The sequence below is a fragment of the Hymenobacter amundsenii genome (genome assembly GCF_002204745.1).
GTDB lineage: Bacteria > Bacteroidota > Bacteroidia > Cytophagales > Hymenobacteraceae > Hymenobacter > Hymenobacter amundsenii.
Genome location: NZ_NIRR01000008.1, coordinates 62,867 through 86,040, shown reverse-complemented (window position 1 = coordinate 86,040; position 23,174 = coordinate 62,867). Strand labels below are relative to the sequence as shown.

Here is a 23,174-nt window from a genome sequence, read left to right as displayed (position 1 = left end):
GTGCTTAAATACCTGCGTTAGCTAATCATCTCCCCCTCCGACACCTTCACTACTTTTCAGTTCATGAAAACACTATTACGTTCTTTACTACTGGCGGTGCTACCGTTAAGCGCTTGGGCTCAGATGCCCAAATATGAGTTAGATAACGGCCGGCCCCAGTTCAGCACGCCGGCCTCGCGCAAAGCGGACTCCATCCGGCAGGCATCCCAGCCCGCCCTTGTGAATCGCGTTGCTGCTACCTGCGCCAACACGACCACCCTGGATTTTTCCCTGCCTGCTAACGGCGGCAGCTGGAAAAACCACGCGCCAGTGAAAGCAGGGGCCGCAAGCACCAACACGACCATCAGCACGGCTGGCTCTTACATAGAACCTGGCAACGGTTCCGAAACCTCGATGAACGTCAGCAACAACGGAGCTACAGTCAACGGCCTGCCCATATTCTGGCAGGCCGATTACCTGAGCAATACCAACGCCTCGACCCAGATTACCTTTACCTTCAACCGGCCCGTGAATAACTTCACGATGGGCATGCAGGACATTGATATTGGGGCCAACCAGTTTATCGATGGTGTAACCATAGTGGCAACCCAGGCGGACGGTAATACGCTGAATTTGTCGGCGGCGGCGGATGCGACCGTAACGCACAATACTGCTTACAATACACTGTCCGGCAACCAGCTCACAGGAGTACAAACCAGCCCCAATAATTCGACCGCAGGCAATGCTATCGTGCAGCTTAATAAGCCTATTATTTCGCTGCAGATTACTTACCAGAATCTTATCAACCTAACCGACCCAGGCAACCAGGCCATTACCATCGATTACATGACCTGGTGCACCCAGGCCAACGTAGCGACTACGCTTGCTGGCCCGGCTCGTGCCTTGCCTGGCTCCCAAGTAACGTACACCGCCACCACAACTGCTTCCGGCGACTATGATGCTACCGGCGTTAAGCCCGTTGTGAAGCTCAGCCCTGGCCTAGCCTCCCAGAGCCCCGTTTTCCCGGCTGGCAGCTCCTACAACAACACCACCGGTCTACTCACGCTGGCCACCATCCCAACGCTGGCAGTAGGCACGACCAACACGGCTGTCATCAAGTTCAATATGCCAAGCGCGACGGTAACCGGTAGGGCCAGCAGCACCATTGATACTGACGATGCCGACCCCTTGGATAACAATGGCACACTGGCTGCCGCCAACGTTACCACGACAACTAACACGGCCCCCACAGCCCAGGCTAAGTCGGCTAACGTATCGGCTAACCCTGCCGTGTTTATTGCCTTACCGGCTCTGACTGGCACCGACCCAGAGAATGACCCTCTCACCTACACCATCGCGTCAATTCCGGCAGCTGGTTTCGGCATCCTGTACTACAATAATGGTGGCGCCCGGATAGCCGTTACGGCCAATACCACCCTGACCGCTGCTCAGGTGGCTACGTTGGAATTCCAGCGGGGTGGTACTGCTACGCCTACTACCGCAACGTTCCAGTACTTCGTATCGGACCCCTACGGCGGCAATAGCGCGAACGTGAACTATGTACTCACGGTAACTGACCAGCCGGCCGTGTACTCCTCGCCAAACGTCTTCCTGACATCTGTAGTAGTAAATGGAAAAGTACTAGCAACAGTATCGGATTCTGATGGCAGTATCACCTCAACGACCTTCACGCAAACCTCAGGCCCCGCCACTAGAGGCATCACGTTCAGCGCAAATGGAACGGCTACCGCCATCGAAAGAACGACTGGCAATGACAAATTCCCATTGCCAGGCGCAGGCACCTACGTTTACTCTGTAACAACCACTGACAGCCGTGGTGGACAAACTACTTCGAGTGTCACTATTCAGATCATTACTAATGATAACGCGTCTGCTTACTCTACGAACAACCGATACAACCGAGACGCGCTGACTACTGGCACAACGCTGGCAACGGTAACCGACCCCGATGCTCCGCTTACCGCCGCCACACTGGCCACAGGGAGCACGCTGCCTTCGGGCATGAGCATTAATGGTACCTCCGGCCTGATCACCGTTGGCTCAAGCGCGCCCTTTGCTGGCACTTACACCTACAACGTGGCTACCACCGATGCGGCTGGCGGCACCTCTTCCCCGGCAGTTACCATCACCGTTTTCGACGACACCGAAGCCATCTACTCGGTAGCCGCAACTCCTACCGGCCCCTACCAGAACGGCAACATTCTGGCCGACGTAACGGATTTCAATGGATTTATCAGCACGGCCACGGCCCTGAGTGGCGTTTCCAGCCTACCTCCCGGCGTACGCCTGGGTCCCACTGGCCAGTTTATCGTGGACGACCGGACGCTGCTGGTAGCCGGTACCTACCCCGTACAGGTTCGCACCACCGACATTACGGGTGGCATTACCATCCAAACAGTAAACATCGTTATCAAGTCGAGGCCGCTACCCGTAACGCTAACGAGCTTCGCGGCCCAGGCTGCTGGCAACGATGCGAAACTGACGTGGAAGACGGCTGTGGAGCTCAACAACGACCGCTTCGTCGTAGAGCGCAGCTTCGATGGCACCAGCTTCGTAGCGGTGGGTGAGGTGAAAGGCCAGGGCACTAGCTCGAATGCCACCACCTACCAGCTCACCGACGCACGAGTAGCGGCCAAAGCTTCTAATGGCTTGGCTTACTACCGCCTGCGCCAGGTAGACACGGATGGGACTGCCAGCGTAAGCGAGGTAGTAACGGTTCGCTTCCCGCTGAGCGCCCGCGCCCAAGTAAGTGTGTACCCTAACCCTGCCACCAGCACCCAGGATGCCCAGCTCGATTTGAGCGGCGCGCCTGCCGGCACCTACCAGGTAACGCTGGTAGACATGACGGGCCGGGTGCTGCGCAGCTTCACGCAGCTTGGCGGCAGCAATGAACTGCTGAACGTAGCGGGCCTGCCCGCCGGCACTTACCTGGTGCAGGTGCAAGGCAACGGCCAGTCGTTTACCAAGCGCGTGGTGAAGCAATAACCACCAGGTATTAACCTGACAAAAAGCCCCTTTCAGCTGGAAAGGGGCTTTTTTCGTTTTCACCCTACCTGCCCGGCAGCGGGGGCCAAACCAGCCGGTACCTTTCGCGGTATAGGTTTTCCGGTTTGATTTGCCAGTGCGTTCCGCGGAAGCGGAAACAGACCTCACCTTCCACCTATTCACCCCACCTGATGCCCCCTCGCCCCCGCCTCACTGCCCGAATTCCTACCGATGTTGATGTGGCCATTATCGGGGCCGGCAGTGCCGGGCTGAGCGCGGCTTTGGTGCTGGGCCGCTGCCTGCGCCGGGTACTGGTGCTCGACGGCGGCCCGCCCCGCAATGCTCCTTCGCCGGCCGTCCAGGCGTTTCTGACCCGCGATGGAGTGCGCCCCCAAAAGCTGCTGGAGCTGGGCCGCGCCGAGCTGGCCACTTACCAGTCGGTGGAAATAAAAGCCGCCCGGGTGGTGGCCCTTACCCGTTGCGGCAAGCACTTCGAGCTGACGCTGGAGGGCGAAACCGGCCGGCGCAGCACCCGAACGGCCCGCAAGGTGCTGCTGGCTACCGGTGTCGAGGACGAGCTGCCCCCCCTGCCGGGCATGCGCGAGCTGTGGGGGCGCGGGGTGCTGCACTGCCCCTACTGCCACGGCTGGGAACACCGCGACCAGCCGCTGGCCGTGTATGGTCCGGCCAAGCTGGCCACCGGCTTGGCGTTACTGGTGAGCCGCTGGAGCACCGATGTGGTTATGTGCGTGGAAGACCCGGCCCACCTGAGCCAGCACGCCCGCCGCCGCCTGCGCCGCCAGGGCATTACGGTGCGCGAGGAGCCGGTGGCCCGCCTGGAAGGCACGGCGGCCGGCGAGCTGCGCCACATCGTGTTCGAGTCGGGCGAGCAGCTGGCCCGCACGGCCGTATTCATCCATGCCCACCAGCACCAGCGCAGCCCCCTGGCCCAGGAGCTGGGTTGCCGGCTGACCAGCAAAGGGGCCATCTGGGTGAGCAAGCAGCAGCAAACCACGGTGCCGGGCCTCTATGCGGCCGGCGACAACACGCCCGGCACCCAGCAGGCGTTACTGGCCGCCGCCGAGGGCAGCGCGGCGGCCATTTGCATCAACGAAACCCTGACCCGGGAGGAATGCCCGAAATAGTTGGACGTTGCCGGAACTTACTGTCCTGAACTGGTTTTTTCCGGCCGGCGGCGGTATCTTCCGGCAGCCCTCCCCGACGTCTGCCGCTTGCCTCGCTCTTCCCCTCGTATGCGCTTCACTTTTCCGCCGTTTTTAGTGCTGCTCCTGCTGCTGGGGCCGGCGGGTTGGGCGCAGCACATTACCTTCAGCGGCCGCATCACGGAGGCAGCCGGCAAGCCCGTACCCTTCGCCTCGGTGTTCGTGCGCGGCACCAGCCAGGGCGCCACCGCCGATGAGAACGGGCGCTACAAGCTCATCCTGACCGAGCTGGCCGACACGCTCACGGCCTCGGCCATCGGTTTCTCACCCGTCAAGAAGGCCATTACCAGCACCGCCGCCCAGCAGACGCTCAACTTCACCCTCGGGGCCGGATCGGTATCGTTGGGTGAGGTGGTGGTTAGGCCCCACGAAAACCCGGCCTACCGCATTCTGCGGGAGGTGCAGAACCACCGCCGCCGCAACCAGAAAACGGAGCTCGAAGCCTACGAATACGACAGCTACGCCCGCAATGAGCTGCTCATCAACAACCTGCCCAGCCAGGTAAGCCGCCGCAAGGTGCTGCGCCAGATTACGGCCGTGGCCGACAGCCTGGGCCTCGACCGCGACGCCAACGGCCAGCCGGTGGTGCCCATTTTCGCTTCCGAAGTTCTGTCGCACTATTACCAGAACAACAACCCGTTACGCCAGCGCGAGGAAGTCAGCAAAACCCAGATGCACGGCGCGGTGCCCCGCGAGGGCTCGGTGGTGTCGCAGATTATGGGCTCCTCTTTTCAGGACTGGGACTTCTACCGTAACTGGATTCGCATCGTGGGCAAGGACTTCATCTCGCCCATTGCCGAGGGCTGGAAGTTTTCCTACGAGTACACCCTACAGGATTCGTTGCTGGTGGGCGACGACTTTTGTTACAAAATCAAAGTAACGCCCCGCCGGCCCCAGGACCTGGCGTTCAAGGGCACCATTTGGGTGACCACCGACACTTACGCGCTGCGCCAGCTGGATGTGGCCGTGAGCACCGAGGCCAACCTCAATTTCATTGAGCAGATTACCGTGCGCCAGGAGCTGACGCCTACTTCGGCCGGGCCCTGGCTGCCCACGCGCACCCGCTTCGTTATTGGCATCAAGCCCAGCAAGGGCAGCACCGGCGTCTTGGCCCGCATCATTACGGCGTACTCCAACTTCGTAGTGAACCAGGTAAAGCCGCTGCCCTTCTACGACAAGCCCCTGGAGATTGCCGCCACCGCCTACGACGTGCCCGAAGGCTTTTTCGCGGCCAACCGGCCCGACTCACTGAGCCGGCAGGAGCAGCTCACGCTAACGGTGCTCGACACCGTGCGCCAGCTGCCAGCCGTGCGCTCGATGCTGGAGCTGGCCGACATTGTGGTGAACGGCTACTACCCATTGGGCAAAATTGACCTGGGGCCGATTCTGGCCACGGTCGGCTACAACAACATTGAGGGCGTACGCCTGCGCCTGGGCTTCCGCACCTCTACGGAGTGGAACCGCGACTGGCAGCTGCGGCCCTACCTGGCCTACGGTACCCAGGACAACCGTTTCAAATACGGCCTGCGGGTGCAGCGCGTCGTTGACCGCCGCCACTGGACAGTGGCCAACTTCGAGCACCGCCACGACATCGACCAGGTGGCGCTGCTCGACAACGACTACGCCCTCGAAAATCCGTTGTTCGAGGCGGCGGCCCGGTTGGGCAACATCAGCAACAGCCGCCCGCTGCTGCGCGACCTGACCAGTGTGGCCGTGCAGTCAGATCTGTTCCGAGGTTTCACCCAGCGCGTGATGCTGCGCCGCCAGCAGTTCCAGCCCCTCTATCCGTTCCTCTACTACACCGGCGAGCCCCAGCCCGGCAACCCCACCGACTCCGATTTTACGCTTTCGGAAGTGGTGGTGGAGTCGCGCTACGCCCGCGACGAGGTGCTGGTGGCCAACAACCAGAACCGCCGCACCGCCGTGGGCCTCAAACGCTGGCCGGTGTTTATGGTGCGCTACACGTTGGGCGTGAACAACGTATTGGGCTCCGATTTCAGCTACCAGAAGTTCAACCTGCTCATCGACCACAGCCTGCGCCTGGGCCAGCTGGGCCGCACTACTTACCGGATTGATGCGGGCTACATTCCGAGCACGGTGCCGTATCCGGTGCTCAAGAGCCACCTCGGCAACCAGTCGTTTTTTTACAACGCCGGAGCCTATAACCTGATGCGCTACTTCGAGTTCGTGAGCGACCGGTACGCGGGCTTGCAGCTGGAGCACCAGTTCGGGGGCTTCCTGTTCAACTCGCTACCGGCCATCAAGCAGCTCAACTGGCGGTTGGTGGCCACCACCAACCTGCTCTGGGGCGGCGTGAGCGAGGCCAACCGGCAGATTATTCCAACCACCGACCCGGTTACCGGTGAGGTGCTGCCCGCTTTCCAGTCGTTGGGTCGCACGCCCTACGCCGAGGTAGGCTACGGGGTCGAGAACATTTTTAAAATCGTACGGGTTGATTTCGTACATCGCCTCACCTACCGCACCCTGCCCGATGCGCGTACCTTTGGGGTGAAAGTGAGCTTGAAATTCAGCCTGTAATTCTAAGCGTCAAGCCATCAGCTACAAGCGGCTTACCACTGACCGCTTATCACTCAAAAAAGCATATGCCCAAGTACGAAGTTGCGAACCTGACCCTGGCTGAGGCCACCCGCCACGCCCCTTTTGTCGATTATGCCCGTTGCGTGGATGCCGATCAACGCCCCTACAACCACGTGGGCGACTGGCCCGAAACCGGCCGCCTCTACCCCATCCGCACGGTCGACTCGCGCACTGAGGGCATCGCGCTGGTACACGTACTCGGCTTCGAAGGCGAAGCGCCTTATTACAACGCCTTCGCCCCCCACCGCTTCGAGTTGCTACTCACGGTGTGGCTGAATTAGGCGATTGAGGCACCTTCACCAAGCCTGTCATCCTGAGCGAAGCGAAGGACCCTGTACCATCAATAATGAGGTGATACAAGGTCTTCGCTTCGCTCAGGATGACAGGCTCTATTTTAGTTTTCTGATCAAATCAGTCCTTTCAAGCTCCCAACGCATACAACACCGGCTTGCTGGGGCTGGCGTCCAGCTCCAGGCTCGTGATCTGGAGGTTGAGCAGGTAGAGGCCGTCTTCCACGGCGTCGGGCACTAAGATGAGCTCGGTGATGGTGGCTGCCTGGCGGGTGGCGTGCGGGTACTGCCAGAAGGCGTGGTGGGCCAGCAGCTCGCCGCCGTCTTCCTCACGGTCGACGCTAGGCAGGTCGAGGAGCAAGTGTTCGATGTGGTGCTGGGCCAGGTATTCGGCCAGGGCGGGCTCCAAGTAGGTGGGGTTGGTGCCCGAGTAGTGGCGGGTGCGCTTGGCGCGGTGGTTGGGCAACGTCCGTAGCACCAGGGCCTCGGGGCGCACCGCGGCTTCAGCGCCGCCTTCCAGCTCCCGGCGCACGTCGGCCAGCAGCACCACTTCGTCGCCGTTGGGCTGGGGCCGGGGCTGTACCGACACCAGCCGGGCCACGAACAGGAACCGGCGCAAACAGCGGTTGAGCGTAGCCCCTGCCTCGGCCGAAATGTGGCCGTAGCACTCGGTATGCGTGCCGTTGCCGTGAGGCGTAACGTGCACGCGCTGGTAATTGGTGCTGCCGCCGGCCGCCACGCTGCCCACGAAGTCGCCCACCCTAATCACGTCAAACTGCACTGGCTCGGCCCAGAAGCAGTTCACCTGGTTCTCGCCCGGAGCCAGCGGCAGGGAAATATCCAGCGGCTCCTGGGGGTTGAAACTGAATGAGCGGCCGTCGTGAGGGTAGGTGGCAAGCATGAGGCTGGGGGTGGATGAGGTAATGGGGTGATGGGATAGGGACGTAACAAAGAACGTCATGCTGAGCATGACTGGTCTGCTTACTTCCGCATAACCTCCTCGCCTTCCGCCGTCAGCCCATTCAGAATCTGGGCAATTTCCTCGGCGTGACTCAATACCATAAAGTGGCCGCCGCCCTTAATGAGGTACTCTACTGGGGTGGGGCCAGGCGGGAACACCCGGTCGCGAGTGCCCAGAATCTGGATGCTGCGGCCCACTTGGGTGCTGTCCCAGTGCAGGAGGCAGGCAATGGCCCAGCGGGTGTAGCGCGGCTCCATATCGCGCAAAATGCGCTTGAACAGCCGGTACTCAGCCCCGCCCTTCACTCCGAAGTACCACTGCCCGGCCCGCGGAAACAACTTCAGCCACTGGGGTGGAAACAGTTTATAAATACCCGTGGCCCGAACCAGCCGCAGCAGCGGTGGCAGGCTATCGGCGTCGGGTACGCTGCTCACGAGCACCGTGCGCAACCCCGGCCGCAACCGGTTGATTTCCAGGCCCACCACCCCACCAAACGACACGCCCACCAGCAACCCCGTGGCCGCTAGCGGGATACCGGCCGCCATCCGGGCCGCGTAGTGGGGCAGGGTTTCGTTGTCCGATTCCGGGGGCAGCCACGGCAACAGCTCGGTTTCGCCGTGCAGCAGAGGTTGCAACCGCTGAAATACCCGCTCATCGGCCCCCAGCCCCGGAATCAGGTAAAACATAGGCTACACAACGCGCAGAAACACGTCTTCGAGGTAGAAGATGTTGTGGGGCTGCCCGGCCTGGTATTCGTCGGCCTCTTCGCCGTCGGCATCTATACTAATGTCGAAGGGCAATTCGGCATCGTCCTCGTCTTCTTCATCTTCGGAGTCGAACAGGTCGTCGGCGGGGTAGGTGCAGGAGAGCTTAAGGGCCACGTTGGGCAGGGCCACGGGCGGGTCGGTTTCGGTGCTGTATTCGAGCAGGCAGGGCCAATGCTGCACGGTAGCCAAGGCATCGGCAATGTCTTCCTGCAGCGCCTCGGAGCGGGCCCCGGCTAGGCGCAGCAGCAAATCGAGCTGCTGGAACGGCAGGCCCAGGTGAAAAAAATGGGCGTCGTTGTCGAAATACGTGGTGGCCCAGATGGTAACGTCGTCGGAATTGTCGAACACGATGGCCGTGAGCTGCACCTGCTCGATGAAGAAATCCGTGTCGTCGGCCAGCGCGTCAATCAGTCGTTTCATAATCAATAAGTTGGCGAACGAACCGGTCTTTTCCGCCGCAGCTTAGCCAGCCAATGGACCCGCGGCCTTTCCCAAAGAAAGAATAAAACCCGAAAAGCACCGCCGCCGGGAAGCAAAAACCTGCCTTGGGGTGAAATTGGACATGGCGTGTTGCCCGGCCTATGGCCCGCACGCCAAACCGTTGGGACACCGCCGATAAAGCCTAATTCACCGTTCTGTTACACGGGTTACAGCTGGCCGTTTGGGCTACCGCTACCCCTGGAATAACTCCAGCGTGATATGGTCGGCCAGCAGCTTGCCGGCATCGGTGAGGCGGAGCCAGCCACCTTCCAGCGTGGCTAGGCCGGTGGTTTGCAACTGGGCCAGATAAACGGCGCGGGTAGCGGGCAAATCCACGCCCAGCTGGTCGCGCAGGCGGGCCAGGTCGCAGCCGCGGGCGGTGCGCAGGCTGGTCATCAGGTACTCATTGGCTTGGTCGAGCGGGCTCAGAATTTCCTCCGTAGCGGGCACGTCGCCTTCATCAAGCACGGCCGTGACGTAGCGCGGGTTGTTGGCCAGCATAGCGAGGCGGCTGCGGCCGTTGAAGGAGTGAGCGCTCGGGCCCAGGCCCAGGTAGGGCACACCCGCCCAGTAGGCCGAGTTGTGGCGCGACTCGCGGCCGGGCCGGCAGAAGTTGCTGATTTCGTACTGCTGGTAGCCGTGGCGGGTCATTTCGGCCAGCAGAAGCTCAAACTGCCGGGCCACAAACTCGTCGGGCGGGGCCCGAAACGTGCCCTTGCGCAACTGCCGGCCAAACACCGTATCGGGCTCGATGGTGAGGGCATAGCACGACAGGTGCGGCACGCCCAGGGCGAAGGCGGCGGCCATGTCGGATTCCCAGATGCCGTGGTCGGGCGCGGGCACCCCGTAAATCAGATCCACCGAAATGTTCTCGAACCCCGCGTCCTGGGCCAGCCGCACCGCCGCGCCCGATTCCTGGGCCGAATGGGCCCGGTTCATGAGCCGCAGGTGGGCCTCGTGGAAGCTCTGGAGGCCGATGCTGAGCCGGTTGACGGGCGAGGCCGCCAGCTCGCGCACCTTGGCGGGGGTCAGGTCGTCGGGGTTGGCTTCGAGGGTAATTTCCACGTCGGCCGCCACCGCAAACCGCTGCTGAATGGCGTTTAGCAATGTGTCGAGCTCAGCGGCCGTGAGCAGCGAGGGCGTGCCGCCGCCGAAGTAGATGGTGTTTATTGTCGCGCCGGGCTCCAGGTAATTGGCCCGTAGGTCCATCTCCCGCACCAGCGCTTCTACCAACCGGCTTTTCAGGCCCATGCTGGTGCTGAAGTGGAAGTCGCAGTAGTGGCAGGCCTGCTTGCAAAAGGGAATATGGAGGTAGATGCCGGACAAAGCGGGGAAATTAAAACGGATGCCAGAACATAGCTCCCCTCCTCAGATGAGGAGGGGCTGGGGGTGGCTGATGCCGCCTGAACAGCTTTTAAAGGAAAAAGGTCGTTCAATGAAATCAACCACCCCAACCCACACTCGCTTGATGCACGACATTTTCCAAGGAGAGGAGCTGGTTTTTAACCTTGGCTTACGCCGCTTTCCCCCCTTCGCCACCCAAAAAGTATCTTCGGGGAAATTAAACGCGGCGGTTCGCGTTGCACAGGCACAAATGTACGTCCGCTTCCTCGCTTTCTGGTGGTTGGTGCTGGGCGCGGCCGGGTTGGCTGCGGCCCAGGGCACTACGCCCCTCAACCCGGCGGCCCCGCCCCTGTCGGCCGCGCCAGCCGTGGCCGTACCGCCCGATTCGGCCCGGAAAGCCACGCCCGCGCCGCGCCGGCCGGTACGGCCAGTGGTGTTGCGCCTGGCAACTGAGGAAGCCGATGCCGCCGTGCTCCGCCCCTACCGCTACCGCCGCCAGCTCCCCGATTCGCTGGCCGCGTTGCGCGAGGTGCGCGAGCTGGTGCTGGCCCTCCAGGCCGATGCCTACCTCACGGCCTCGGCCGACGAGCTGCGCTGGAGCCGCGGCGATACGCTGCACGTGCGCCTGTATGTGGGCGAGCCGTTCCGCTGGGCCCGCCTGCGCAACGGTAACCTCGGCGACGCGCTGCTGACCCGGGCCGGCTTCCGCGAGCAGCTCTACCAACAGCAACCCCTGCGTCCCCGCGAATGGGCCCGGTTTCAGGAAAACGTACTCCACGAGGCCGAAAACCAGGGCTACCCCTTCGCCACCATCGGCCTCGATTCGCTGACACTCACCGGCACCGACATTGAGGGCCGGGTAGTGCTGCGCCGGGGCCCGGCCATCGTGTTCGATTCCATCCAGATTATCGGCAAAACCAAAACCAAGGCCCGGTTCCTAACTAAGTATCTGCAGCTGGAACCCGGCCAGCCCTTCAGCCAGCAGCGCCTGCGCGATGCCGACCGCCGCCTGCGCCAGCTGCCTTACCTGCAGGTGAAGGCCGAGCCCGAGATACGATTTTCCCAGGGCCGGGCCCGGGTGTATTTCCTGCTCGACGACCGCACGGCCAACCAGTTCGATGCCATCGTGGGTGTGCTCCCCAACCCCAACCCCGGCCTGGGCCAGAAGAAAGTGCAGATTACCGGCGACGTGACCCTTAACCTGCGCAACATCGGGGGCGGCGGCAAGGGGCTGGGTATCCAGTGGCGCAAGCTCGACGCTACCTCCCAGCTGCTCGATGCCCAGTACCTGCACCCCACGTTTTTCGGTACCCCGCTCGAAGTAAGCGCCTCGTTCAATCTGCTGAAGCAGGCCGACTTGTTCCTCACTACCCGGCCGCGCCTGCAGGTGGCCTACCCCACGGCCCGGGCGGGCCGGCTGGCCGTCTTTTTCGAGCAGCGCAACTCCCGGTTGCTCAACACCGATTCGACCTTGCAACTCGCCACCACCCTGCCCGACAACGTGGACTCGCAGTTCAGCTCCTACGGCCTCGACTACACCTGGAACACCCTCGACGACCCCTACTTTCCGCGCCGGGGGCTCCTGCTGAGCGGACAGGCGGCCATTGGCACCAAGCGCATCAGCCGCAACAGCGACCTACGGCCCGAGCTCTACGACGGCCTGGCTTTGCGCAGCCGGCAAATCAGCCTGGGGGGACGGGCCGAACGGTATTTCCGCTTCGGGCGGGCCGGGGTGCTGGTTACACGTCTGCGGGGCGAAGCGCTGGTCAACGACCGGCTGTTTCTCAACGACCTGTTCCGGCTGGGCGGGCTGGCCACACTGCGGGGCTTCAACGAACTCAACTTCTACGCCAGCCAGTACGCCGTGGGCACCGCCGAATTCCGCCAGTTCACCGGCCCCGATGCCTACGTTTTCATCTTCGCCGACCAGGCCTACCTGCGCCGCGACCTGCCCGACGACCCTTACCCCCGCGACACGCCCACCGGCCTGGGCGCGGGCCTCAGCTTCCGCACCGGCGCGGGCCAGTTCCAGTTCGTGTACGCGCTGGGCCGCAGTAAGCAGCAAAACTTTGGGTTGAGCTCGGGCAAAATTCACTTCGGCATTACCAGCCGGTTTTAGTGAAGCTGTTTAAAAGTCGCCAGTATCAAAGGCATTGTCATGCTGAGCGCAGCTGAAGCATCTCTACCGCTTAGTAGCAGTTGTTCAACGAAGCGGTAGAGATGCTTCGGCTGCGCTCAGCATGGCGTTCTATGGACTTTCTAAACAGCTTCAATAGGTTGGGAGGGCAAAAAAAGAACGTCATCCCACTGCAGAAGAATTCTGGGGCAGGATGACGTTCGGGTTAGTGGCTGTTCAGCTTCTTTAAGCTGGTAGTTGAGCTGCCTATTTGAGCGCGTTTTTCAGTTCGTTGGCGGCCAGGTTTTCGGCTTCTTCAGCTTGCGGAACCACGGCACCCATCCCAAAGAACTCGTGCGTTACATCGGGGTAGAGCTTATAGGTAACTGGAACACCGGCAGCCTGAAGCTTATCAGCGTAGGTTTTACCCTCGCTCATGAGTGGGTCGATGCCGGCCCCGATAACCGTAGCCGGCGGCAGGTTTTTCAGGTTGGGCGCGTTCACCAAGTCAATCATTGGGTTCTTGCCGTCGGCGGGGCTACGCAGGTAGTTGGTGAAGAACCAGTCCATGAAGTCCTTGTAAAGTGGCTTCGACTTGGTATGCTGCTGATACGACGGCGTGTTCATATCGTAACCCGCAATTGGGTACACCAGCAGCTGGTGCTTGGGTGCCTGCACGCCCTTATCGCGGGCCATAATGCTGACAGCGGCGGCCAACCCACCCCCGGCGCTTTCCCCGGCCACAGCTACCCGCTTGGGGTCACCGTTGAAGGAGGCCGCATTTTTCAGCACCCACTGGTAGGCGGCAAACGAGTCGTCGTGGGCGGCCGGGAACTTGTTCTCCGGGCCCTGCCGATAGGCTACGCCCACCAGAATAGCATTGGTTTTGGCCGCCAGTGCCCGCTGCGAGGCGTCGTAGGTATCGAGGTTGGCAATAACCCAGCCCCCGCCGTGGTAGTACACGATAACCGGCAACGGCCCCGTTGCCCCCTGGGGCGTGTAAATCCGCACTTTCAAGCCCGGCGACACCATTTTGCTCATGGTATCCACAGCAGAATACGGAGCCGGAATGTTGTATTTCTGCATCACGGCCATCATGGCTTCCTTGAATGAAGGCGCCTTGCGCACCTCGGCCGGCGTAAGCTTGTGGGGCGGAGTCGGTCCACTGAGGCTGTCGAGCTTCTCGATAACGGCCAGCATTTCGGGGGCGATGTTGGGGGCCCACTCTGGGGCCGGGCCGGTTGGCTTTATGGCCGCCATCGAGCCGGCGGCGGGCATTGTGGTAGTTGCGGGGTCAGCCGTGACATCGGCCGTTTCGGTCGATTGGTTGGTATTGCAGGAAGCTAAGCCCAAACCAGCAAGAAACACGGGCGCCAGCAAGTGGCGGTAACGGGAGGCAGAAGTGTTCATCAGGATTTGATGGATAATTAGTAGAAAGAAACAATGAATTGGCTGTACGGCTACTGCCGACTTTAGTAGCGGCGAGCCCGAAATTCTACACTCTCCCTTCCTTTTATAATTTGACCAGAAGTTTTTATCCCTGATAATCAACCGGAACGGCCTTGGCGTTCGGTCTTTCGGGCTCAACATGTCGCATTCTCAAAAAACCCTGTTACATTTGTATTACCAAACAGTGCGGGGTGGAGCAGTTGGTAGCTCGTTGGGCTCATAACCCAAAGGTCACTGGTTCGAGTCCAGTCCCCGCTACCTAAAGCGTCCCGGTTGCCAACAGGCAGCCGGGACGCTTCTTTTTTGCCCAATTCGGTCGTTCGCGCAGGCGGATTTCGCCGCCGTAAACAGCTCAGCGGGCGGGCCATTTAGCGCCGCCCGCTGAGCTGCGGTTACTTCGTCAGCACCTTGTAGCCGTAGGCCGGCAGCGTTACCTGGGTGCCCACCGTAGCGGAGCCGCCCAGCAGCGCATCGGTCCAGGTAGTGTTGGCCACGGTGGCGGGTACGGTGTAGGTTTGGGTAGTATTGCGCACGTTCACCAGTACCAGTGCCTGGCTGGAACCGGCCGTTTTGGTGAAGGCACACACGTTAGTAGTGCTGTAAGCCGTGGACGTACCGACGCGTAGAGCCGCGCTGGCGGCCCGGGCGGCCAGCAGCTGCTTGTACGCCCGCTTCACATCGGGATTCTGGCCCCAGACCACCTTCACGCCAGTGAAAGGAAAAGGAATACGCTGGCTCATGCCGGCTTCCTGCCCATTGTATATCATGGGCACGCCCTTGTACAAAGCCGTCACCACGAAGGCCGACATCGCCCCCGCCTTCCCGCCGAACAATTCTATCGGCGTCCCATCGGAACCATTCACGTCGTGGTTGGTGATGTAGCGCACGACCTGTTGCGTCCCCGTGGCCCCCACATACTCACTGGTATTCAGGCCATCGAAGGTGGTGGCGGTAGCTCCGTTCCTGTAAACCTGGTAGATGCCGCCGTAGAAGTTAAAGCCAAAGTTGTAGTCGAAGCCGGAAGCGAAGTTGGCGGAACGGGTACCTTCGGCCAATAGCAGGAGCTTGTGCGACTTGATGTTGCGCAGGGTATCGGTGGCCTGCTTCCAAAAGTCGTTGGGCTGGAAGTCGGCGTAGTCGAAGCGGAAGCCGTCCACGTTGGCCATATACACCCACGATTTCAGGGCCGAAATCATTTCCAGGCGCATGGCTGCGTCAGCAAAGTTGAGCTGGGCCACGTCGTTGTAGGTGGTGCCGTTATTGGATACGGGCATGATGGCGCCGGCCGCATTTTTCTGGTACCAGTCGGGGTGCTGGGTAATCCAGGGGTTATCCCAGCTGGTGTGGTTGGCCACCCAGTCGAGCATCACGCTCATGCCTCGGGTGTGCGCCCCATCCACCAACGTCCTCAGATCAGTGAGGGAGCCGAATTCGGGGTTTACCGCGCGGTAATCGTTCACCGCGTAAGGCGAGTTGACCGATTTGCTATCGGTGCCAATTGGGTAGATGGGCATCAGATAGAGCACGTTCACCCCCAGGTCCTTGATCGAATCGAGCCGCGCCGTGACGCCGGCGAAGTTGCCACTCTGGCTGAAAGCGCGCATGTTCACTTGGTACATCACGGCATCCTCACGGTTGGGCACGCCGGTGAAGGGCGTGCCGTACTGGGCGGGCGGGGGCGTGCCGGTGATAACGGGCGGCGTAACGGGCGGCGCGGGCGCGGGCGCATTCTCGGATTTGCAGCCGGCCACCATACCGGCGGCAGTCAGCAGCACCAGCGCGTTTTTATAAGCAGTTATCAGTAACGACATGGGAATTGGGTTGGGAAGATGAATGGGAAATCAGGGATGATGCGGGAGCGAAAAGGACGGTCATGTTGAGCGGAGCGGAGTCGAAGCACCTCTACCGCTTCGTTGCAGCCGACAGGATTACTATTGCAGTAGAGATGCTTCGGCTGCGCTCAGCATGACAGTTCTTCTTGCGCTACATCTGCCCTCTTTACTTTATTGGCTTAATACTCACAGCCGCGCCGCCGCCGGGGGCCAGTTGCAGCTTCAGGGTTGATTTGCTGGTGACTTTGAGCTTCTGAATCTGGTAGGCCATGGGGTTTTTATTCCAGCTGGCAGCCTTGCCGTCGGCGTAGATGGTGGCTTCATAGCGCTGGCCGGGGGTCAGGAAATCCAGCTTTACCTCCTGGCGGCGGGCGTTTTCGTCGGTGATGCTGCCCACGTACCACTCGTCGCGGCCCTTGGCCTGGCGGGCGATGGTGACGTAGTCGCCGGGCTCGGCCAGCAGGATGCGGGTATCGTCCCAGTCCACGGGCACGTCCTCGATAAAGCGGAAGGCGTCGGGGTGCTGCTCGTAGGCTTCGGGCAGGTCGGCGGCCATTTGCAGGGGCGAGTACATCGTCACGTAGAGGGCGAGCTGCTTGGCCAGCGTGGTGTGCACCTGCTTGCCCTGGTTACGGGCGGGGTTCCAGGGCTCCAGGTTGATCTGGAAGATGCCGGGCGTGTAATCCATGGGGCCGCCCATCAGGCGGGTGAAGGGCAGAATGGTTTCGTGCTCGGGCGGGTTGCCGGCACTCCAGGCGTTGAACTCGTTGCCCCGGGCGGCCTCGTTGGCCAGCCAGTTGGGGTAGGTACGGTGCAGGCCGGTGGGCCGCACGGCCTCGTGCATGTCCACCATGATGTGGTTGGCGGCCGTCTGCTGGGCCGTGCGCACGTAGTGGTTCACCATCCACTGGCCGTCGTGGTGCTCCCCGCGCGGGATGATGCGGCCCACGTAGCCGGTTTTCACGGCCGCGTAGTCGTGCGCCTGCATGAAGCGGTAGGCGGCGTCCTGCCGCCGCTCGTAGTTGGTGACGGAGGCCGAGGTTTCGTGGTGCATCATCAGCTGCACGCCCTTGGCGGCGGCGTACTGCTGCAGCTCGGTTACGTCGAAATCGGGGTAGGGCGTCACGAAGTCGAACACCTCCTCCTTCCAGTTATTGGCCCAATCTTCCCAGCCCACGTTCCAGCCTTCCACCAGCACGCTGGCCAGGCCGTGTTTCGCCGCGAAATCGATGTAGCGCTTCACGTTGGCGGTGTTGGCGCCGTGGTGGCCGTTGGGCTGGAGCTTGGTCCAGTCGGTGCCCGCGAGCTTGATGTTGCTGGTGTCGGCGTAGTTCCAGCTGGCCTTGTTGACGTGCATTTCCCACCACACGCCCACGAATTTCTGGGGCTTGATCCAGCTGGTATCGTCGATTTTGCTGGGCTCGTTGAGGTTGAGGATGAGCTTGCTGGCCAGCACGGCGGGGGCGTTGTCGCTCACCACGATGGTGCGCCAGGGCGTGTGCTCGGGGGCCTGCAAATAGGCCGCGGTCCCGGTGGCGGCGGGCACCAGCTGGCTGGTCAGGCCGAAGGTGCGGGTGTCCACGTTCAGCATCATCGCCGGGTAGTTCACCAGCGCAGCCTCGTGGATATTCACGTACAGGCCGTCGTCCGACTTGAGCATCAGCGGCGTTTGCACCCGCGTGGGGGCCGCTTTTTCCTGGATGGCCTCAATGGGCGTGGTGTCCACTGCGCTCAGGCGCGAGGTGGTGTAGGTGTACTCGTTGGAGTCGTAGTCGCCCGGAATCCAAAACGCTTTGTGGTTGGCCGGCAGGTTGAATTCAGTCAGCTCCTGCTGCACCGTAAAATAGGTCAGGTTGGGCTGGCGGGGGAACTCGTACCGGAAGCCCACGCCGTCGGCAAATACCCGGAACACCACATCGAGGCGGCGGTTGGGAGCCTGGGGCTGGCGCAGGTGCACCGTGAGCTGCTGGTAGTGATTGCGGATGTTTTTCACCTCGCCCCAGACCGGCTGCCAGGTGTCATCTACGTTGCTCATTTCGCTGCCCGTCAGCTCCAGCGGCCCCTCGAAGCCCGGCCCCTCGGCCAGCGCTAAACCCAGACGCGAGGGCTTTACCACGATTTTGGAACCGTACTGCACGGCGTAGGTGGGCTGGCCGTTGGGGGCCAGGGCAAAAGTCAGGCTTACCTTATCGAGGCGGGCGGTGAGGGGGGCGGCGTTTTGAGCGGCGGCCTCCCGGCCGCTCAGCAGCAGCAGAACGACGGCAAATACGGAGTACTTCATCAAAGGTGGGAATCGGGAAGGAATAGCGCGGAGGATGGCAGACGCCGGCACCGGCCCGGCCGGCGCCGGGGCTCGCGACCCAGGATAAAGCAAAGAAAGCCCCGGCAGTTGCTAGCGGAAAATTATCAAGCCCCGGTCAAGAAAATATCAATCATATATCTATACAAACTACTGTAAACCAAACTATTAATAATATAATAAGCGATTCAGAATATGAAGTCAGTATGCCCCCCACTAACTCATTTTCGACTGAAATCAACCCCCACATATCCCCCAACCGGCTGGCCGCCGCCGCTGTCGGCCCCTCGCATCATACAGTCCACTACGTCGGGCGAAGCAACAGTTTTACCCCAAATCAGACGGCCGGAATGGCTTGAATGCGGGCTTCGAACTCCTCGTTCGGCACGAGGGCCCGGCTCTTCACCCGGGTCTTATAAGTATAAATTGTGTTGATGGAGTAACCCAGCATCCGGCTGATTTGCTCGCTGTCGGTGATGCCCAGCCGGATGAGGGCGAAGATGCGTAGCTCCGTGTTCAGCAGCTGGTCGTCGGGTAGCTGAAAGGAATCCTCGGCCCGGAACAGGGCGTTGAACTGCTCGATGAAGCGCGGGAACAGGCGCAGAAACACCGTATCGAAACCCCGCAGCAACTCCTGCCGCTCCCGCTTGATGTTCAGGCCATCGGCCAGCTTCTGGGCGGCGGCATACTGCTTGCCGGCCAGCGGCGCATCGAGGGCCTTTTTCAGCCCCTCCAGCTTGTCAATGTACCGGGAGTTGTTGTGGAAGTAGTAGGCCAAGTACTCTTCCTTGATGCGGTTGGCTTCTTGGAGGCCGTGATTGAGTTGGCGCAACTCCTCGTTGCGGGCGTGCAGTTGCCCGTTGGTAGCCGAAATCAGGCGGCCGGCCCGGCGCAGCCGGCGCACCTGCCGAAACGTGAGTCCGGCAAACCCGATAACGGCCAGGGCCAACAGCGTCACGAGTAGCGCATACACCCGCAACGACTTCCGCTGGCGCTCGATGATGTTGATTTTGCGGCTCTCAATCAACGACGATACGTGGCTGATTTCGATCTGCCGCTGCCGGGCCTTATAAAAGGCTGCCTGCGCCCGGGCTTCCTTGATAAAGGTGTAGGCATTCTCCAGGTCGCCGCGCTGGTAGCAGTAGTTGGAGAGCTGGAACATGGCCACCGTTTCCTTGGTGGCCGTTTTCACGTCGGCAATGGCCGAAGTCAGCAGCAGCTCGAAAGCCCGGTCGTCGCGGCCGAGCAGGGTGTAGATATAGGCGGCGGTGCTGGCACTCACGGCCAGTTGGTGCAGCGAAAGGTCGGGCAGGCGGCGAAGCTGGTGGTAGAGAGCCGCACCCCGGGCGAGGTTGCGGGTTTTCACGGCCCGGAACTGCTGCATCGAGAGCTGCTCGTAGGAACCAGGCCGGGCGAATTGCAGGGCCGTATCGGCGTAGGCCAGGGCCCGGGCGTGGTAGGCGGGGCGGTACACGGCGTCCTGGTTGAAGTCGCCCAGGTCGCTGTAAGCGCGGGCCTGCAGGAAGTAAAAGTCGAGCTTGTCGGGGGCGCGCAGCCGCGCGGGCCGGACGCTTTCCAGGGTCTCAAAGGTTTCCTTGAACAAACCCGACGACAGCAGTATAAAGGCGAGCTTGAGCTTGGCCACCTCCGTTTTTTCGGGGTTATCGAGCCGCTCGGCCAGCCGGCTAATTTTCTGGCTGTACACGAAGGCCGAGTCGTACTTAAAGGCCTTGTACTCGTCGTAAATGCGCAAACCCAGCTCGAAACGGGCAGCGTCGTTGCCTTTGGCAGAATGAAAGGCGTCCGTCAGGACTGTAATCCGATTCCAGCGCTGGGCGTCGTATTCGTGCTGGTGAGCCAGTGCGGTACGGAGCTCCGCCAGCAAACTATCGGCCGGGCTCACTGCCGCCCACGCCGGCCAGACGCCCAGGAAGCACACGCAAAGCAAGAGCAGAAACTTCACCAAACCGGAATGCAGCCTGCCGGAAGCAGCAGTGCTCAAAAGTAACAAATAGTTGGCAGGTGATGCCCCTGCCGACTGGCCCAGATCCACTCCGCCGCCGCTTCCAAGGCCCGAAAAGCCGTTCGCGGCCGGCCCCGTCAGGACCGGGCCGGCTGGCGTACTTAGCCCAGCACTCGCCGCAGAAAGGCCAGTACTTCCGGCCCTAATTCCGCCTGAAACTGCGCCCGGTCGAAGCCTGGCGGGTCCTGCGACGGGGGTAAGGCCGGACTTATGCGGGCCGCCGGAAACGGACTCAGGAAGGAGAAATGGCCGGCGTTTGCCACCAGGCGGTAGGTTAGGTTAGCGGGGTTGGGTAGGTGGCGGCGAAGTAGCGCGGCATGAAAGGCGGGCGGCGTCTGAACGTCGTGCTCGGCGGCCAGCAGCAGAATCGGTACGGTTACGTTTTGGAGTGCCCCCTCAGCCTGAAACCAGGAAACAGCCGGCGCCAGTAACACTAGGGCCCGCACCCGCGCATCGGAAATTACTGGAAGAGGCTGCCCCCCATCGGCCATACCGGCAGGTGGTAGGCTTTGCGCCCGGCCACCCGCCAGGGCCAGCGCCGAATAGCCACCCAGCGAGTGGCCAATCAGCGCTACGCCTTTCGTTTTTACTGCGCCTTCCAACCAACCCGCAGCCAGCAGAAAATCAATCACCAGTCGCAGATGGCGGGGGCGGGCCAGCAGGTTTTGGGGCGTGTTGGCCCAGCTATTGTCGGCGCGGTGGTTGTGCGGGTGCTCGGGCAGCGCTACTACGCAGCCGTGGCGGGCCAGGTAGTGGGCCAGCAGCCGGTGCGTAAGTCCCGAGCCCCCGGTGCCATGTGAAATAACGACCAACGGAAACGCGCCCGCCGCCGCCGCTGCCATTGGCGCGACAGGCAGCTCGTAGAGGCCCACCATGGTGGGCCGCCCCGCCGTGGCGGTGGGATAAAGCATCACCACGGGTACGGCGAGGGACAACTCCGGATCGGGCACGGCGAGCATGCGGTAGCCAACATGGTAAGGTGGCGTTGTGGGGGTAGTGTCGGGCATCGGCCCCAAAATAGCTGAACCCAGCCATTTACCAGCGCTTACCCGGTCGGTTGGCAGCAAGCCGCCGCCATAAGCGAACCACCGACTGAAGTCAGGTATCGCCGTCTCACTCAGCCCCATCGTGCCAGCCCTGCACGCTGGCTCCGCCGAAAACCATCTGCTTGAGGCCCGCCGAGAAGAATTCGGGGTTCTCGGGGGCGCTGGCGGCATTAAGGGCGCGTAGCTGTTCGGGGGTGAACCCGATTTCCAGCGCGGCCAGGTTGGCGGGTACCTGCTCGGGCCGGCTGGCCCCGATAAGCGTACTCGTAACGCCGGGTCGGGTCAGCGTCCAAGCCAGGGCCACCTGGGCCAGGGGCCGGTCGAGTTGGCTGGCTACTTCGCGCAGGGCATCGAGAATCTGCCAGTTGCGGGCCGTGAACTTGCTGAACGGGCCGCTGAACGGGTTGGCCCCACTGAGCCGGCCGTCGTGTCCCCCAACGGGCTGGATCCCTGTCCCCTCCCGCTCGTACTTGCCCGCCAGAAAACCACCCGCCAGCGGGCTCCACGGCACAATACCGAGGCCGCAGTCGTGGGCGGCGGGCACGTATTCGGTTTCCAAGGTGCGTTCGACCAGCGAGTATTGCAGCTGCATGGCAACGGGGCCGGGCACGCCGTGGGCCTGGGCCAGGGTGGTCATTTTGGTGGCGTACCAGGCCGGCATATCGGAGAGGCCGAAGTAGCGTATTTTGCCGGCCCGCACCAAGTCGCCCAGCGTTTGCAGCACCTCCTCGGCTGGCGTCACCTGGTCCCAGACGTGCAGCCAGTACAGGTCCACGTAATCGGTGCCGAGGCGGCGCAACGAGCCTTCGAGGGCCCGGTGAATCTGCTTGCGGCCGTTGCCGCCGGCGTTGGGGTTGCCTTTTTGGGCATTGAAGCCGAATTTGGTGGCCAGCACCAGCTCATCGCGGCGGGAGCCGTCGGCCACGAAGCGGCCCACCAGCTCCTCGCTTGTCCCACCCGAGTAGATGTCGGCGGTGTCGATGAAATTCCCTCCGGCCGCGGTGTAGGCATCGAAAATAGCCCGCGAAACGTCGGGCGTAGCGCCCCAGCGCGGGGTCCCGAACGTCATGGTGCCGAGGGCGAGTGGACTGACGATGAGGCCGGAACGACCCAGGGAGCGGAAGTTGGCAAGGTTCATGGGCAAACGGCTGAGGTTAAGCTACGCCATACGTAACAGCCTCAAAGGTCGGCCCGGTTAAGTGCTGCCGGCCCACACGAACTGCCGATTCTTCAGCACAAAACGCGACCAACGCCTCGGCAGACGCTGATTATCCCTTGACAGACAAGGCCTTACAGAGCCATCGGCTATTTTTGCGTACCTTCTACTGGTAACCGACCTGATAATCAGTCAGCTATATTTTCTCCATCGGCCCCACCGGGGCCCTACATCTGCCTTCACCATGACTTCCTTCTATAACCACCCAGCCAACACCGCTTCCACCCAGCCCGTACCAACCACCCACGAGCTGAAGGTCTGGCCCGGTTGCTTTATCGCCGTCGAGAGCGGGGCTAAACCCTTCGATGTACGCGAAAACGACCGCCATTTCCAGGTCGGCGACTTGCTGCTGCTCCGCGAGTATGAACCCGAAAGTGAACAGTACACCGGCCGGACGCTCACCCGCTGGATCAGCTACCGCCTGCTGGGTGGCTCTTTTGGCGTGGCCGAAGGCTGGTGCGTGCTGGGCTTCCAGGAGCTGCCCCCACTGCCCGATGGCATCCATGACACCAAGCTGTGGTAACGCCAGCAGTCAGCGCCAGCCC

Annotated in this window: 16 protein-coding genes and 1 tRNA gene; 7 read left to right on the top strand and 10 right to left on the bottom strand. The window is 61.8% G+C overall.

What is annotated here, in order from left to right:
* The first annotated feature begins 63 nt into the window (after positions 1 to 63).
* From CDA63_RS07320 to CDA63_RS07305, 4 genes are all read left to right on the top strand, one after another.
* Positions 64 to 2,985, top strand: a complete 2,922-nt coding sequence (locus tag CDA63_RS07320) for a T9SS type A sorting domain-containing protein (protein ID WP_088463796.1) — start codon at positions 64 to 66, stop codon at positions 2,983 to 2,985.
* Positions 2,986 to 3,176: 191 nt separating this feature from the next.
* On the top strand, positions 3,177 to 4,130 hold the full coding sequence (locus CDA63_RS07315; protein WP_088463795.1) for an NAD(P)/FAD-dependent oxidoreductase: 954 nt from the start codon (positions 3,177 to 3,179) through the stop codon (positions 4,128 to 4,130).
* Positions 4,131 to 4,238: 108 nt separating this feature from the next.
* Complete coding sequence (locus CDA63_RS07310) at positions 4,239 to 6,746, top strand: DUF5686 and carboxypeptidase-like regulatory domain-containing protein (protein WP_088463794.1); 2,508 nt, start codon at positions 4,239 to 4,241, stop codon at positions 6,744 to 6,746.
* Positions 6,747 to 6,811: 65 nt separating this feature from the next.
* On the top strand, positions 6,812 to 7,087 hold the full coding sequence (locus CDA63_RS07305) for a hypothetical protein (RefSeq protein WP_088463793.1): 276 nt from the start codon (positions 6,812 to 6,814) through the stop codon (positions 7,085 to 7,087).
* A 139-nt stretch (positions 7,088 to 7,226) separates the two neighbouring features.
* Here CDA63_RS07305 and CDA63_RS07300 read toward each other — a convergent pair whose 3' ends face one another.
* The 4 genes from CDA63_RS07300 to hemW all read right to left on the bottom strand — a co-directional run bounded on the left by CDA63_RS07300 (position 7,227) and on the right by hemW (position 10,630).
* Positions 7,227 to 7,997: a cyclase family protein gene (locus tag CDA63_RS07300; RefSeq protein ID WP_088463792.1), complete on the bottom strand. Its 771-nt coding sequence runs from the start codon at positions 7,995 to 7,997 to the stop codon at positions 7,227 to 7,229.
* An 80-nt stretch (positions 7,998 to 8,077) separates the two neighbouring features.
* A complete protein-coding gene (locus CDA63_RS07295; protein WP_088463791.1) occupies positions 8,078 to 8,743 on the bottom strand; it encodes an alpha/beta fold hydrolase in 666 nt (221 codons plus the stop codon).
* Between the two features lie 3 nt (positions 8,744 to 8,746).
* Positions 8,747 to 9,244 carry a hypothetical protein gene (locus CDA63_RS07290; protein ID WP_088463790.1) on the bottom strand — a complete coding sequence of 166 codons (498 nt, stop codon included), beginning with the start codon at positions 9,242 to 9,244 and terminating at the stop codon, positions 8,747 to 8,749.
* Positions 9,245 to 9,496: 252 nt separating this feature from the next.
* Positions 9,497 to 10,630, bottom strand: a complete 1,134-nt coding sequence (gene hemW, locus CDA63_RS07285; RefSeq protein ID WP_088463835.1) for a radical SAM family heme chaperone HemW — start codon at positions 10,628 to 10,630, stop codon at positions 9,497 to 9,499.
* Positions 10,631 to 10,898: 268 nt separating this feature from the next.
* On the opposite strand from hemW, the gene CDA63_RS07280 reads away from it, so the two are divergent.
* Positions 10,899 to 12,767 (top strand): BamA/TamA family outer membrane protein, encoded by a 1,869-nt coding sequence (locus CDA63_RS07280; protein WP_165768226.1) that lies wholly within the window; start codon positions 10,899 to 10,901, stop codon positions 12,765 to 12,767.
* 264 nt (positions 12,768 to 13,031) lie between these two features.
* Here CDA63_RS07280 and CDA63_RS07275 read toward each other — a convergent pair whose 3' ends face one another.
* The gene (locus CDA63_RS07275) at positions 13,032 to 14,174 is read right to left on the bottom strand and encodes an alpha/beta hydrolase (protein WP_088463788.1); all 1,143 of its coding nucleotides are present in this window, start codon (positions 14,172 to 14,174) and stop codon (positions 13,032 to 13,034) included.
* A 224-nt stretch (positions 14,175 to 14,398) separates the two neighbouring features.
* Between CDA63_RS07275 and CDA63_RS07270 the strand changes: the two genes are divergently transcribed.
* Positions 14,399 to 14,471 (top strand) — tRNA-Met (locus tag CDA63_RS07270).
* A 134-nt stretch (positions 14,472 to 14,605) separates the two neighbouring features.
* Here CDA63_RS07270 and CDA63_RS07265 read toward each other — a convergent pair.
* The 5 genes from CDA63_RS07265 to CDA63_RS07245 form a co-directional block, all read right to left on the bottom strand.
* On the bottom strand, positions 14,606 to 16,024 hold the full coding sequence (locus tag CDA63_RS07265; protein ID WP_088463787.1) for an alpha-amylase family glycosyl hydrolase: 1,419 nt from the start codon (positions 16,022 to 16,024) through the stop codon (positions 14,606 to 14,608).
* 187 nt (positions 16,025 to 16,211) lie between these two features.
* A complete protein-coding gene (locus CDA63_RS07260; protein ID WP_088463786.1) occupies positions 16,212 to 18,326 on the bottom strand; it encodes a glycoside hydrolase family 97 protein in 2,115 nt (704 codons plus the stop codon).
* Between the two features lie 355 nt (positions 18,327 to 18,681).
* Positions 18,682 to 20,307: a DUF6377 domain-containing protein gene (locus CDA63_RS07255; protein ID WP_126546769.1), complete on the bottom strand. Its 1,626-nt coding sequence runs from the start codon at positions 20,305 to 20,307 to the stop codon at positions 18,682 to 18,684.
* A 161-nt stretch (positions 20,308 to 20,468) separates the two neighbouring features.
* Positions 20,469 to 21,374 (bottom strand): alpha/beta hydrolase family protein, encoded by a 906-nt coding sequence (locus CDA63_RS07250; RefSeq protein ID WP_199797511.1) that lies wholly within the window; start codon positions 21,372 to 21,374, stop codon positions 20,469 to 20,471.
* A gap of 106 nt (positions 21,375 to 21,480) precedes the next feature.
* Complete coding sequence (locus tag CDA63_RS07245; RefSeq protein WP_088463784.1) at positions 21,481 to 22,551, bottom strand: aldo/keto reductase; 1,071 nt, start codon at positions 22,549 to 22,551, stop codon at positions 21,481 to 21,483.
* A 262-nt stretch (positions 22,552 to 22,813) separates the two neighbouring features.
* On the opposite strand from CDA63_RS07245, the gene CDA63_RS07240 reads away from it, so the two are divergent.
* Entirely contained in the window at positions 22,814 to 23,152 is a 339-nt protein-coding gene (locus CDA63_RS07240; RefSeq protein WP_088463783.1) for an ASCH/PUA domain-containing protein, read from the top strand.
* Positions 23,153 to 23,174 lie beyond the last annotated feature (22 nt).

Coding starts and splice junctions, on each gene's coding strand:
- CDA63_RS07320 (WP_088463796.1), top strand. CDS start 64: ATGAAAACACTATTACGTTCTTTACTACTGGCGGTGCTACCGTTAAGC.
- CDA63_RS07315 (WP_088463795.1), top strand. CDS start 3,177: ATGCCCCCTCGCCCCCGCCTCACTGCCCGAATTCCTACCGATGTTGAT.
- CDA63_RS07310 (WP_088463794.1), top strand. CDS start 4,239: ATGCGCTTCACTTTTCCGCCGTTTTTAGTGCTGCTCCTGCTGCTGGGG.
- CDA63_RS07305 (WP_088463793.1), top strand. CDS start 6,812: ATGCCCAAGTACGAAGTTGCGAACCTGACCCTGGCTGAGGCCACCCGC.
- CDA63_RS07300 (WP_088463792.1), bottom strand. CDS start 7,997: ATGCTTGCCACCTACCCTCACGACGGCCGCTCATTCAGTTTCAACCCC.
- CDA63_RS07295 (WP_088463791.1), bottom strand. CDS start 8,743: ATGTTTTACCTGATTCCGGGGCTGGGGGCCGATGAGCGGGTATTTCAG.
- CDA63_RS07290 (WP_088463790.1), bottom strand. CDS start 9,244: ATGAAACGACTGATTGACGCGCTGGCCGACGACACGGATTTCTTCATC.
- CDA63_RS07280 (WP_165768226.1), top strand. CDS start 10,899: ATGTACGTCCGCTTCCTCGCTTTCTGGTGGTTGGTGCTGGGCGCGGCC.
- CDA63_RS07275 (WP_088463788.1), bottom strand. CDS start 14,174: ATGAACACTTCTGCCTCCCGTTACCGCCACTTGCTGGCGCCCGTGTTT.
- CDA63_RS07265 (WP_088463787.1), bottom strand. CDS start 16,024: ATGTCGTTACTGATAACTGCTTATAAAAACGCGCTGGTGCTGCTGACT.
- CDA63_RS07260 (WP_088463786.1), bottom strand. CDS start 18,326: ATGAAGTACTCCGTATTTGCCGTCGTTCTGCTGCTGCTGAGCGGCCGG.
- CDA63_RS07250 (WP_199797511.1), bottom strand. CDS start 21,374: ATGCCCGACACTACCCCCACAACGCCACCTTACCATGTTGGCTACCGC.
- CDA63_RS07245 (WP_088463784.1), bottom strand. CDS start 22,551: ATGAACCTTGCCAACTTCCGCTCCCTGGGTCGTTCCGGCCTCATCGTC.
- CDA63_RS07240 (WP_088463783.1), top strand. CDS start 22,814: ATGACTTCCTTCTATAACCACCCAGCCAACACCGCTTCCACCCAGCCC.